Source organism: Streptomyces sp. NPDC055099 (genome assembly GCF_053607685.1).
Map to the genome: position 1 here is coordinate 1 of NZ_JBSGUA010000014.1, position 12,277 is coordinate 12,277.

A 12,277-nucleotide genomic window follows, 5' to 3' on the forward strand; every position below is an offset into this window, starting at 1 on the left:
GGAACAGGATCAGCACGCACCCGGACACCCTGCCCACCAAGATCGCTAGACGCAAGACCCGCGGTTCAATTCATTCTGAAACGATCAGTAAGACCCCACGGGTGTCGGGCACCCGGAAATGAACGACCCCTCGCGCGTGCCACCAAGCGTGCGAGGGGTCGTTCTACAGGGGCCGGGGGCGCCCATTCCCCCGACCCACGCCTGCCTGATCCGGTAGCCGTCACTCCCCGGCCGGCAGGTGGTCGTGCCCCTGTACGTACCCTTCACAAGGGCACAAAGCACCTCTACGCACGAGTAGATTTATCTACATACAAAGGGAATTGACACCACGCCACCTTCGCCCCACCTGGGACGCGCAGCCGTTACGGAATGACCACGACGGGCCGTTGCGCACGGCGCGCGAGCCGGCCCGCGACCGAGCCGAAGATGCGCCCCACGATCCCGTGCGTCGAGCCGACGACGATGGCGTCCGCGGAGTACTCCCGGCCGACCTCTTCGAGCTCGTGGCAGATGTCGCCGCCGCGCTCGACCAGGATCCACGGCACCTCGGCCAGATAGTCCGCGCAGGCCAGCTCCAGACCGAGCACTTCCGTGCGGTGATCCGGCACGTCGACGAAGACCGGCGGCTCACAGCCCGCCCACACCGTGGTGGGGAGCCGGTTGGCGACATGCACGATGATCAGGCCCGAGCCCGAGCGATGGGCCATCCCGATCGCGTACGAGAGAGCGCGTTCACTGGAGGTCGAGCCGTCGAAACCGACGACGACCCCGTGCCGGAAGGCCGGATCGCAGGAATGACGTGGTTGTTCCGCCGCCTGGGGGGTCACCGTGGGATCGGCGACCTGCCGCTTGCGGTCCGCTGGTTCGAAGAATTCGTGACCGGCCATGGGTGTCTCGGCGAAGGAGTCCTCTGTGGGAGGGTCGGCTCTGTTCGGGTCGTACGACGCGGTGTGGAGCAGATCGGACAAGTTCAGCAGGATCAGGCAGGGGCGAGGAGGAGCGGCGACCACCGGAGCTGTGTCCGGGAATCATCTTCCCAACCCCATACCCCCAAGGGTACGGCGACACTCCTCTCCTGCCCAGAGCTTGCTGTCGGCCCTGCGGGAGCCTCACGGCGTTCACCGGAGCATGCATGAGCGGCGCCCGTATGGCAATGGTTGCTGCCCCGTACAGGCGGTTTGGGCACCCATGCGTGGGGCTGTCGTCGGCCACAAGGATCACGCCAGTGACCGGCCGCGCGACCACGCGTTGAACCTCGGTACGCCACCGCCACAGGGAGCCCGCCGTGCCTGGACCGCCGCCAGTGTCCTCACGCGTCACGACGACCTCACGAGCCACGACGCCCTCACGCGTCACGGCGCAGGGCCACCGGCGCCCACCCGAGGGGGCGCGTGAGCGCCCGCGCGGGGGCGTCCCCGCGCCGCGCGCCGAGGAGAGGCCCCCCCCCCCTGCAGGACTCCGCGAGCGACGTCGTGCGCTGGGCGGCGTTCAGCTGCGTCCTGGTTCCCGTCGTCCTCGTGGGGTACGGGACCTCGCTGGCGGGAGCCGCGGGCTCGGCCCTCGGCCTGCTCGCCGTGACGGGGGTCTGCCGGCTGCTTCTGCGGCAGTCCGAGCGGGGGTCGGCGCGGCCGGCCGACGAGCGGGTCGACGAGCCGGCGGACGAGCGCCGCGGGCGGCACGGAAGGACGGCTTCGGGGGCGCACAGGGGCGGTCGGCATGCTGGTGGGTCAGCGCCGGTGGACTGACCGATTCACGCGCACCTACCCATAACTTTTCAGCCAACTTCCTATGGCCATGCATTCCTTGGCCGAAGGGGTACTCAACCCCGGTCCCACCAGGGCTGAAAGGCCTGCGGAGGGCGCCTGAACCCTACGGGGACCGGCCACGGAGCTGAGGCGCACTTCCCAGCAACGCCCGTGAGTGCAACGCTTCGTGATCGACTGCTTCACGCCAAGTTGCCATGTCGACATAGTGCCGGGTCCTTAACTGGTCACCCCGGCAGCACGGGACGCAGTAGATTCGATCATGACTGTATTACGGCGGGGGACTGGTGGAGGACCGAGGGGAAACGTGCAGGAGCGACAGGTCCGACAGGAACGCCAAGAGCGCCGAGAACGCAGGACACGCAGAGACAGAGCACGCCAAGAACAGGGAGCCGCGACGACCGAGGGGGGCTTAGCACCATGAGCCACGACTCCACTGCCGTGCAAGAAGCCGCGTCGCGGAAACTCTCCGGACGCCGCCGCAGGGAGATTGTCGCGGTGCTGCTGTTCAGCGGTGGCCCCATCTTCGAGAGTTCCATACCGCTCTCCGTGTTCGGGATCGACCGGCAGGACGCCGGGGTCCCCCGCTACCGGCTGCTGGTCTGCGCCGGTGAAGAGGGACCGCTGCGTACGACCGGGGGACTCGAACTCACCGCGCCACATGGCCTGGAGGCGATAGGGCGTGCGGGCACCGTCGTGGTGCCGGCCTGGCGGTCGATCACATCACCGCCGCCGCCGGAGGCACTCGACGCGCTGCGCCGCGCGCACGAGGAGGGCGCCCGCATCGTGGGCCTGTGCACCGGGGCGTTCGTGCTCGCCGCGGCCGGTCTGCTCGACGGCCGTCCGGCGACCACGCACTGGATGTACGCGCCGACGCTGGCCAAGCGATATCCGTCCGTCCACGTGGACCCGCGTGAGCTCTTCGTCGACGACGGGGACGTGCTCACCAGCGCGGGCACCGCGGCCGGAATTGATCTGTGCCTGCACATCGTGCGCACGGATCATGGCAACGAGGCGGCGGGCGCGCTCGCCCGCAGGCTCGTCGTGCCTCCGCGCCGGGCCGGCGGCCAGGAGCGCTATCTCGACAGGTCTTTACCTGAGGAGATCGGCGCCGACCCGCTCGCCGAGGTCGTCGCCTGGGCCCTGGAGCATCTCCACGAGCAGTTCGACGTGGAGACGCTGGCCGCGCGCGCGTACATGAGCAGGCGAACCTTCGACCGCAGGTTCCGCTCGCTCACCGGGAGCGCTCCCCTGCAGTGGCTGATCACTCAGCGCGTGCTGCAGGCACAGCGGCTGCTCGAGACCTCCGACTACTCCGTCGACGAGGTCGCGGGCCGCTGCGGCTTCCGCTCGCCCGTGGCCCTGCGCGGCCACTTCCGGCGCCAGCTCGGCTCGTCGCCCGCCGCCTACCGGGCCGCTTACCGCGCCCGCAGGCCGCAGGGAGGTGAGCGGGCACTGCTGGAATCGGCGGCGTCCGTGCCCGCCTCGGCGACGGTGAACGCGGAGGGCACGGGACCAGTGCCCTCGCAGACCCGGCGTACGGCGGCCGCGAGTGCCGTCGGCCCGTCGGCCTCGCTGACCGCGGAGCCGGGGAAGCCGAACTCGGATGTGTACGCGCCAGGACGTCCGCCACTGCCCGGCCAGAGGAGCGCGCCGTAGGGTAAGACGCATGAACGATCGCATGGTGTGGATCGACTGCGAGATGACCGGGCTCTCGCTGACGGATGACGCACTTATCGAGGTGGCCGCACTGGTCACCGACTCGGAACTGAACGTGCTCGGCGAAGGTGTGGACATCGTGATCCGCCCGCCGGACGCGGCGCTGGAGACCATGCCCGAGGTGGTGCGCAAGATGCACACCACCTCGGGGCTCCTCGACGAGCTGGCCGCGGGCACGACGCTGGCCGACGCCGAGGAGCAGGTCCTGACGTACGTACGTGAGCACGTCAAGGAGCCGCGGAAGGCGCCGCTCTGCGGCAACTCGGTCGGCACCGACCGCGGCTTCCTGCTGCGTGACATGCGGACGCTGGAGGAGTTCCTCCACTACCGCATCGTCGACGTGTCCTCCATCAAGGAACTCGCCCGGCGGTGGTACCCCCGGGCCTACTTCAACAGCCCGGACAAGAACGGCAACCACCGGGCGCTGGCCGACATCCGCGAGTCCATCGCCGAGCTGCGTTACTACCGCGAGGCGGTCTTCGTTCCGCAGCCCGGACCGGACTCGGACACGGCGAAGACGATCGCGGCGAAGTACGTGCTGCCCGCGGAGTAACCCCCGCGACCGCCCCTCGTACGGGGTCCGGAAAACGCGTGCGCGAGCACCCCTTCGGACCCTGTACACTTTTTCTCGGCCGGTCAGAAGAACGCAGGACGACCGGACATGGTGGGTGTAGCTCAGTTGGTAGAGCACCTGGTTGTGGTCCAGGTGGCCGCGGGTTCAAGTCCCGTCACTCACCCTGAATGATCAAGGCCCGGTCCGCGGAAGCGGACCGGGCCTTCTTCGTTCCTCGCCCGGCCCCGGGGGGCTCAGGACGACGCCCGCTCCACCAGCTCCGTGGGCAGGACCAGCTGGCGGTGCTCCAGGCGGCGGGCCGATGCCGGGCGGTCGTCGGCGATCTCGGCGAGCAGCAGGTCGATCATCGCGCGGCCCATCTCCTCGATGGGCTGGCGCACGCTCGTCAGGGGCGGGTCCATGTGGCGGGCGATCGCCGAGTCGTCGAAGCCGACCAACGCCACGTCGTCGGGTATCCGGCGCCCTGCCTCGCGCAGGACCTGGCGGGCGCCGGCCGCCATCACGTCGGAGCCCGCGAAGACCGCGTCCACGTCCGGGAAGGCCGCGAGCAGCTCCGTCATCGCCCTGCGGCCGCCCTCCTCCGTGAAGTCGCCCGGCGCGATCAGCCGCTCGTCCACGGGCCGGCCCGCGTCCGACAGTGCCGCGCGGTAGCCGTCGAGGCGGCGCTGGGCGCCGTAGACGTCCAGACGTCCCGTGATGGTGGCTATACGGGTGCGGCCGCGCGACAGGAGGTGTTCGACCGCGGAGTGGGCCCCGGCGAAGTTGTCGGAGTCGACCGAGGGGAGCTGCTCGTCGGCCGAGCGGCGGCCGCTGATCACCGCGGGGATCTCCAGCTGGGTGAGCAGGTCCGGCAGCGGGTCGTCGGCGTGCACCGAGACCAGCAGGACGCCGTCGACGCGGTGGGCCGCGAGGTACTGGGCCAGGCGCTGGCGCCTGCGGTCGTTCCCGGCGAAGATCAACAGGAGCTGCATCTCCGTCTCGCCGAGCTCCGCGCCGACCCCGCGCAGGACGTCGGAGAAGTACGGCTCGGCGAAGAAGCGGGTCTCGGGCTCGGGCACGACCAGGGCGATGGCGTCGGTGCGGTTGGCGGCCAGGGCGCGGGCCGCCGTGTTCGGGACGTAACCGAGTTCGGCGACGGCGGCCTCGACGGCCGTCCGGGTCGCCTCGCTCACCCGCGGCGAGCCGTTGATCACCCGGGAGACCGTCCCGCGGCCCACTCCCGCCCTCGCGGCGACCTCCTCCAGGGTCGGTCGTCCGCCGCTGCGGCCGCGCGGTCCGTGAGCTGGCATTGTCCGCCTCCCGTCGCACTTCCCCCGGGCGAGGAATGTAGAGGAATGTAACAGCCTGATCTTCGCCGATCGGAGGGACCGTTCGCGCGGGCCTCCTCGTAACAGCCCGATAACTGAAGACATATCTCCATGTCCGGTCCCTTGACACCCCCGCTCCGAGCCACGACTCTTCAACTCATCACTTGTGGGAGCGCTCCCACAGTACCTGACACGTACACATCCCGCACGTTCCCCGCCCGAGCCGAAGAGTCAAGCAACGGGGCAAGAAGTGCAGTTGGCCGGGGGGTCGGCACGTCAGGCAACAGGAGGACGTAATGCGCACGAGTTCCCGCCGACCCGGTCGGCTGGTGGCCATCGCGGCCGTGACCGCACTGGCCGGCAGCCTGCTGGCCGGTTGTTCCAGCGACGACGACAGCAGCTCGGAGGGCGGCGACGGCAAGATCACGCTCAATGTGGGCACGTTCGGTGTCCTTGGTCTGAAGCAGGCCGGTCTCTACGACGAGTACGAGAAGTCGCACCCGAACATCAAGATCAAAGAGAACGTCATCGAGCGGAACGACGCCTACTACCCGAAGCTCCTCACCCAGCTCCAGTCCGGCGCGGGTGTCAACGACGTCGCCGCCATCGAGGTCAGCAACATCACCGAGGTCGTGCAGACCCAGGGTGCCAAGTTCGAGGACCTGAGCAAGGCCGAGGGCGTGGACAAGTCCACCTACCTCGACTGGAAGTGGAAGCAGGCCACGACCGAGGACGGCAAGACGGTCGGCCTCGGCGTCGACATCGGCCCGACGGCGCTGTGTTACCGCAAGGACCTCTTCAAGAAGGCCGGTCTGCCCACCGACCGCGAGGCGCTCGCCAAGGAGTGGGCCGGCGACTGGGACAAGTACGTCGCGCTCGGCGAGAAGTACATGAAGAAGGCCCCCGAGGGCACCAAGTTCGTCGACTCCGCCTCCAGCGTCTACAACGCGGTCTTCGCCGGTGCCACCGAGCGGTACTACGACAAGAGCGGCAAGGAGATCTACGAGAAGAGCCAGGGCCGCAAGGACGCCTGGGACGCGGCGATGAAGGTCGCGCAGGGCGACATGTCGTCCAAGCTCAAGCAGTTCGACCCGACGTGGGACCAGGGCTTCGCCAACGCCAAGTTCGCCACGGTGGCCTGCCCCGCGTGGATGGCCGGCTACATCCAGGAGAAGACGGGCCCGGAGGGCAAGGGCCAGTGGGACATGGCCAAGGCGCCCACCGACGGCAACTGGGGCGGCACCTTCCTCGGTGTGCCGAGCGCGGGCAAGCACAAGAAGGAGGCGACCGAGCTCGCCGTATGGCTGACGCAGCCCGAGCAGCTCGCCAAGGTCTTCGCCAAGCAGGCCAGCTTCCCCTCCACGCCGTCGGCGTACGACACGCTGAAGCCGTCCCCGGCGACCAAGGCGTACTTCAATGACGCGCCCATCACGGAGATCTTCGCCGACATCGCGAAGAACACCCCCTCGGCCATCTACGGCCTGAAGGACGCCCAGATCGGCCAGTCCATCACGGACATCGGTGTGCTCCAGGTGGAGCAACAGGGCAAGTCTCCGGCGCAGGGCTGGGAAGCCGCGCAGAAGGAGATCAAGGATGTTCTGGGACAGTGACGCGCATGTCCGAGACCGCTGAGTACGCCGAGACCGCGTCCCCCGAAGAGGGGGGCGCGGCCCCGGCCGCGTCCGGGAGGCGCACGCCCTCCCCCACGTCCTCGTGGCGCAGCCGCCTGTACCGCTGGGACATAAAGGCGTCGCCGTACGTCTTCGTCGCCCCGTTCTTCCTCTTCTTCGGTGCCTTCGGGCTCTTCCCGCTGCTCTACACGGGCTGGGCCTCGATGCACCGCCTGTCGCTGACCAACCTCGACGACAGCACGTGGATCGGCCTGGAGAACTACACCAACCTGCTGCAGAGCGAGTACTTCTGGAACGCGCTCGGCAACACCTTCACCATCGGCGTCATCTCCACCGTCCCGCAGCTCTGCGTCGCGCTCGGCATCGCGCACCTGCTCAACTACAAGCTGCGCGGCTCCACCCTGTGGCGGGTCGCGATGCTCGCGCCGTACGCCACCTCGGTGGCCAGTGCCTCGCTGGTCTTCACGCTGCTCTTCGCGTGGGACGGCGGCATGGTCAACTGGATCATCGGCTCCATCGGTGTGGACCCGATCAACTGGCGTGAATCCTCCTGGGGTTCGCAGTTCGCGGTGTCGTCGATCGTCATCTGGCGGTGGACCGGTTACAACGCGCTGATCTACCTGGCGGCGATGCAGGCCGTGCCGCACGACCTGTACGAGTCGGCGTCCCTGGACGGGGCCTCGCGCTGGCAGCAGTTCCGGCACGTGACGATCCCGATGCTGCGGCCGACGATCCTGTTCACGGTCGTCGTCTCGACCATCGGGGCGACCCAGCTCTTCGGTGAGCCGCTGCTGTTCGGCGGCACCGCCGGGTCCAAGGGCGGCGCGGACCACCAGTTCCAGACCCTTGGCCTCTATCTGTACGACCAGGGCTGGATCAACGGCCATCTGGGGCGGGCCTCGGCCGTGGCCTGGCTGATGCTCGTGATCCTGCTGCTCATCGCCGCGGTCAATCTGCTGATCGCCCGACGTCTGAGGAAGGCCCAATGAAGTCCCGCACCTCGGGCCCGACGACGGACGCCGCGTCGGACCCGCCGACCGACGTGATCACGAGCCCGAAGGACGCTCCCGCGCCGCGCCCGAAGCCGGGCCGCCCGCTGGGGCTCAAGGCCGGGCGCACGATGCACGCGGGTCCGTGGACCTACATCGTGCTCGCGCTGTTCACGGCCGTTTCGCTGGCCCCGCTGATCTGGACGGCCATCGCGGCGTCCCGTACGAGCGGACGGCTCGCCCAGACACCGCCGCCCCTGTGGTTCGGCGGGAACCTCTTCAAGAACCTGGAGCGGGCCTGGGAGGAGGCGAGCCTGGGCGACGCGATGCTGAACACCACGATCGTGGCGGGCAGCATCACCATCGGCACCGTCCTGTTCTCCACGATCGCCGGATTCGCCTTCGCCAAGCTGAAGTTCAAGTTCAGCGGCCTGCTGCTCCTGCTGACGATCGGCACGATGATGGTGCCGCCGCAGCTCAGTGTCGTACCGCTCTATCTGTGGGTCGCCGACCTGCAGTGGACCAACCAGCTCCAGGCGGTGATCCTGCCGACCTTCGTGAGCGCCTTCGGCGTGTTCTTCATGCGGCAGTACCTGCTGCAGGCGCTGCCGAGCGAACTCATCGAGGCGGCGCGGATGGACGGGGCGAGCAGCCTGCGGATCATCTGGCACGTGGTGTTCCCCGCGGCGCGGCCCGCGATGGCGGTGCTCGGCCTGCTGACGTTCGTGATGGCCTGGAACGACTTCCTCTGGCCGATCATCGCGCTGAACCAGTCGAACCCCACCGTGCAGGTGGCGCTCAACTCCCTTGGTACGGGCTACATCCCGGACCGGGCGGTGATCATGGCGGGTGCCCTGCTCGGCACCCTGCCGCTGCTCTTCGCGTTCATCCTGTTCGGCAAGCAGATCGTGAGCGGCATCATGCAGGGCGCCGTCAAGGGCTGAGGCCCGGCCGCCCGCCGATTCCTCCCCCGCCAGGGCCGAGCCGCCGCCACCTCGGCCCTGGCCGTCCGCCCCATCCGCCCCTCCCCTCTTCCCCCCTGTCCTTTTCCCCTTTCCATGGGAGCGCTTCCATGCCTGAATCCCTTGCCTTTCCGGCCGACTTCCTCTGGGGCGCCGCCACGTCGGCGTACCAGATCGAGGGCGCCGTACGTGAAGACGGCCGCACCCCCTCCATCTGGGACACCTTCAGCCACACGCCCGGCAAGACGGCCGGCGGCGACACCGGTGATGTGGCCGTCGAGCACTACCACCGCTACCGCGACGACGTGGCGCTCATGGCGGACCTCGGCCTGAACGCCTACCGCTTCTCCGTCTCCTGGTCGCGGGTGCAGCCCACCGGGCGCGGCCCCGCCGTCCAGCGCGGCCTCGACTTCTACCGGCGGCTCGTCGACGAGCTGCTCGCCAAGGGCATCAAACCCGCCCTGACCCTCTACCACTGGGACCTGCCCCAGGAGTTGGAGGACGCGGGCGGCTGGCCGGCCCGCGAGACCGCCTACCGCTTCGCCGAGTACGCGGGTTTCGTCGCCGAGGCGCTCGGTGACCGCGTCGAGTCCTGGATCACGCTCAACGAGCCGTGGTGCAGCGCCTTCCTCGGCTACGGCTCGGGCGTGCACGCGCCCGGCCGCACCGACCCGGCGGCCGCGCTGCAGGCCGCGCACCACCTCAACCTCGCGCACGGCCTGGGCACCCAGGCGCTGCGTGCCGCGCTTCCGGCCCGCGCCCGGGTGGCGGTCAGCCTCAACTCCTCGGTGGTCAGGGCGGTTTCGGACAGCCCCGCGGACCAGGACGCCCGCCGCCGCATCGACAACCTCGCCAACGGTGTCTTCCACGGCCCGATGCTGCACGGCGCCTACCCCGCGGACCTCCTCACGGACACCGCACGGATCACCGACTGGTCCTTCGTGCAGGACGGCGACCTGGCCGCCGCCCACCAGCCGCTGGACGCGCTCGGCCTGAACTACTACACGCCCGCGCTGGTCTCGGCCGCGCAGGACGACCCCACGAACGCGCGCAACGACGGCCACGGCGCCAGCGACCACTCGCCGTGGCCCGGCTCCGACGACGTGGCCTTCCACCAGACGCCCGGCGACCGCACCGAGATGGGCTGGACCATCGACCCGACGGGGCTGCACGACCTGATCATGCGCTACACCCGGGAGGCACCGGGCCTGCCGCTGTACGTCACCGAGAACGGCGCGGCCTACGACGACAAGCCCGACCCGGAGGGCCGCGTCCACGACCCCGAGCGCATCGCCTACCTGCACGGGCACTTGGCCGCCGTACGCCGGGCCATCACGGACGGCGCCGACGTCCGCGGCTACTACCTGTGGTCCCTGATGGACAACTTCGAATGGTCCTATGGCTACAGCAAGCGCTTCGGCGCGGTGTACGTCGACTACGAGACGCAGGCCCGCACCCCGAAGTCCAGCGCCCACTGGTACGCGGGCGTCGCGTCCAGCGGTGAGCTGCCGCGGGAGCACGTCGCGGGCTGACCCGCGGGGGTCGGCAGCCCCCAGGAGCCGAGTGGCATCCCGCCACTCGGCTCCTTAAGTTGCCCATATGCCACATTCAGCAATAGAACGGGCACGGTGAGTGCCCCATGGGTGTACTCCGTGACCACCCCGAGCTGGCACTGTTCGTCTGCCTCGCCCTGGGTTACCTCGTCGGCAAGGTGCGGGTCGGCCCCATCACCCTGGGCGGCATCTGCGGCACGCTGATCGTCTCGCTGCTGCTCGGCGCCTGGGCCGAGGTCGTCGTCTCCGACGACGTCAAGACGATCTTCTTCGCGCTCTTCATCTTCGCCCTGGGCTATCTCGCGGGCCCGCAGTTCTTCTCCAACCTCAACCGCGAGAGCCTGCGCTTCTTCGCGCTCTGCGGCATCGAGCTCGTCTGCGTCCTGGGCATCGCGCTCGGCCTCGCCAAGGCCTTCGACCTGGACGTCGGCACGGCCTCGGGCATCCTGGCGGGCGCCGCCACCGAGTCGGCCGTCGTCGGCACGGCGACCGAGGCCATCGGCAAGCTGGACGGCCTCACCCCGGACCAGATCACCCAGTACCAGGGGCACGTCGCCACCGCGTACACGGTCTGCTACCTCTTCGGCCTGATCACCATCGTGCTCTACACCAGCCAGATCATGCCGATGATGCTGCGGATCAACCTGCGGGACGCCTCGCGCGAGCTGTGGGAGAAGATGCGCGGCGCGGGCGGCGGTCTGGAGTCCGACGAGCGCCAGGCGCTGCCGGGCATGGTCGGCCGCACCTATCTGGTGACCACGGGCGACGGCAGGACCGTCGGCGACCTGGAGGCGGAGCTCGGCGGACGGGTCACCGTCGAGGCCGTCAAGCGCGGCAGCAAGGAGCTCACGCCCACGCCCGGCCTGGCGCTCACCCTCTCCGACCTGGTCCTGGTGGTCGGCCGCCGCGCCAACGTCATCGAGTCCGGGCACCTCATCGGCCCCGAGACCCCCGGCATCCCGGGCGTCGACACCCCGCTGGCCACCGCCCAGGTCGCCGTCACCGAGAAGGCGTCGGACGGCATGAGCGTGGACGAGCTGCAGCGCGCGCATCCCGAGTTCATCAAGGACGGGGTCTACGTCACCGACGTACTGCGCGGCGACCAGCATCTGCCCGCGGCCGGCGGCACCACCGTGCGCCGCGGTGACGTGCTCACCCTGGTGGGCGCGCGCTCGGGCCTGAACAAGCTGGTCGCGAGGATCGGCGCCGTCGTCAAGAACGACGCCACCGACTTCATCTATCTGGGTCTGGGCATCGCGGCGGGCTCCCTGCTCGGGCAGGTCGTCGTGCACTTCGGCGACGTGCCCATGTCGCTCGGCACGGGCGGCGGCTGCCTGATCTCCGGGCTGCTCTTCGGCTGGTTCCGCTCCCGCAGGCAGACCTTCGGGGCGCTCCCGCCGCAGGCCGCGAACACGCTCAAGGACATGGGCCTCGCCATCTTCATCGCCTGCACGGGACTCGTCTCGGGGCCGCAGGCCTGGCCGCTGCTCAAGGAGTACGGGGCGCTGCTGCCGTTCGCCGGGATCGCGATGGTCCTGGTGCCCGCGACGATCTCGCTGTTCGTGGGCCGCAAGCTCCTGAAGATCGAGAAACCGCTCCTGATCGGCGCCATCGCGGGACAGCAGTGCTCGACCCCGGCGATCACCTCCGTCACCCAGGTGGCCCAGAGCTCGGTCCCGCTGCTCGGCTACACGATCACCTACGCCCTCTCGAACTTCCTGCTCCCCCTGACCGGGCCGATCCTCGTCGGCGTACTCGGTGCCTGACGCGGCGCATCCG

General features: G+C 69.4%; 10 protein-coding genes and 1 tRNA gene. 9 read left to right on the forward strand and 2 right to left on the reverse strand.

The genetic code is table 11. From position 1 onward, the window contains the following. Positions 1–362: 362 nt before the first annotated feature. The gene (locus tag ACWFRU_RS29695) at positions 363–887 is read right to left on the reverse strand and encodes a universal stress protein (RefSeq protein ID WP_453691399.1); all 525 of its coding nucleotides are present in this window, start codon (positions 885–887) and stop codon (positions 363–365) included. 504 nt (positions 888–1,391) lie between these two features. Here ACWFRU_RS29695 and ACWFRU_RS29700 point away from each other — a divergent pair. The 4 genes from ACWFRU_RS29700 (at position 1,392) to ACWFRU_RS29715 (ending at position 4,219) form a co-directional block, all read left to right on the forward strand. Beyond that, entirely contained in the window at positions 1,392–1,745 is a 354-nt protein-coding gene (locus tag ACWFRU_RS29700; protein ID WP_453691195.1) for a hypothetical protein, read from the forward strand. A 438-nt stretch (positions 1,746–2,183) separates the two neighbouring features. Further along, positions 2,184–3,422, forward strand: coding sequence for a GlxA family transcriptional regulator (locus ACWFRU_RS29705; protein ID WP_453691196.1), 1,239 nt, complete (start codon positions 2,184–2,186; stop codon positions 3,420–3,422). A 10-nt stretch (positions 3,423–3,432) separates the two neighbouring features. Further along, a complete protein-coding gene (gene orn / locus ACWFRU_RS29710; RefSeq protein ID WP_453691197.1) occupies positions 3,433–4,035 on the forward strand; it encodes an oligoribonuclease in 603 nt (200 codons plus the stop codon). A gap of 111 nt (positions 4,036–4,146) precedes the next feature. After that, positions 4,147–4,219 (forward strand) — tRNA-His (locus tag ACWFRU_RS29715). A gap of 70 nt (positions 4,220–4,289) precedes the next feature. On the opposite strand, the gene ACWFRU_RS29720 is transcribed toward ACWFRU_RS29715, so the two are convergent. Next, on the reverse strand, positions 4,290–5,345 hold the full coding sequence (locus tag ACWFRU_RS29720; protein ID WP_453691198.1) for a LacI family DNA-binding transcriptional regulator: 1,056 nt from the start codon (positions 5,343–5,345) through the stop codon (positions 4,290–4,292). Positions 5,346–5,659: 314 nt separating this feature from the next. On the opposite strand from ACWFRU_RS29720, the gene ACWFRU_RS29725 reads away from it, so the two are divergent. From ACWFRU_RS29725 to aspT, 5 genes are all read left to right on the forward strand, one after another. Continuing rightward, positions 5,660–6,973 (forward strand): ABC transporter substrate-binding protein, encoded by a 1,314-nt coding sequence (locus tag ACWFRU_RS29725; RefSeq protein ID WP_453691199.1) that lies wholly within the window; start codon positions 5,660–5,662, stop codon positions 6,971–6,973. 5 nt (positions 6,974–6,978) lie between these two features. Then, positions 6,979–7,983: a carbohydrate ABC transporter permease gene (locus ACWFRU_RS29730; RefSeq protein ID WP_453691200.1), complete on the forward strand. Its 1,005-nt coding sequence runs from the start codon at positions 6,979–6,981 to the stop codon at positions 7,981–7,983. Beyond that, entirely contained in the window at positions 7,980–8,927 is a 948-nt protein-coding gene (locus ACWFRU_RS29735; protein WP_453691201.1) for a carbohydrate ABC transporter permease, read from the forward strand. Before ACWFRU_RS29730 ends, ACWFRU_RS29735 begins: the two co-directional genes overlap by 4 nt. Before the next feature lie 128 nt (positions 8,928–9,055). After that, positions 9,056–10,477: a GH1 family beta-glucosidase gene (locus ACWFRU_RS29740; protein ID WP_453691202.1), complete on the forward strand. Its 1,422-nt coding sequence runs from the start codon at positions 9,056–9,058 to the stop codon at positions 10,475–10,477. Positions 10,478–10,584: 107 nt separating this feature from the next. Continuing rightward, the gene (gene aspT / locus ACWFRU_RS29745; RefSeq protein ID WP_453691203.1) at positions 10,585–12,264 is read left to right on the forward strand and encodes an aspartate-alanine antiporter; all 1,680 of its coding nucleotides are present in this window, start codon (positions 10,585–10,587) and stop codon (positions 12,262–12,264) included. Positions 12,265–12,277: the final 13 nt, after the last annotated feature.

What these genes read in the sequence shown, in the direction of transcription:
- orn (WP_453691197.1), top strand. Translation starts at nt 3,433, where the DNA reads ATGAACGATCGCATGGTGTGGATCGACTGCGAGATGACCGGGCTCTCG.
- ACWFRU_RS29725 (WP_453691199.1), top strand. Translation starts at nt 5,660, where the DNA reads ATGCGCACGAGTTCCCGCCGACCCGGTCGGCTGGTGGCCATCGCGGCC.
- ACWFRU_RS29705 (WP_453691196.1), top strand. Translation starts at nt 2,184, where the DNA reads ATGAGCCACGACTCCACTGCCGTGCAAGAAGCCGCGTCGCGGAAACTC.
- ACWFRU_RS29720 (WP_453691198.1), bottom strand. Translation starts at nt 5,345, where the DNA reads ATGCCAGCTCACGGACCGCGCGGCCGCAGCGGCGGACGACCGACCCTG.
- ACWFRU_RS29695 (WP_453691399.1), bottom strand. Translation starts at nt 887, where the DNA reads ATGGCCGGTCACGAATTCTTCGAACCAGCGGACCGCAAGCGGCAGGTC.
- aspT (WP_453691203.1), top strand. Translation starts at nt 10,585, where the DNA reads ATGGGTGTACTCCGTGACCACCCCGAGCTGGCACTGTTCGTCTGCCTC.
- ACWFRU_RS29730 (WP_453691200.1), top strand. Translation starts at nt 6,979, where the DNA reads ATGTCCGAGACCGCTGAGTACGCCGAGACCGCGTCCCCCGAAGAGGGG.
- ACWFRU_RS29740 (WP_453691202.1), top strand. Translation starts at nt 9,056, where the DNA reads ATGCCTGAATCCCTTGCCTTTCCGGCCGACTTCCTCTGGGGCGCCGCC.
- ACWFRU_RS29735 (WP_453691201.1), top strand. Translation starts at nt 7,980, where the DNA reads ATGAAGTCCCGCACCTCGGGCCCGACGACGGACGCCGCGTCGGACCCG.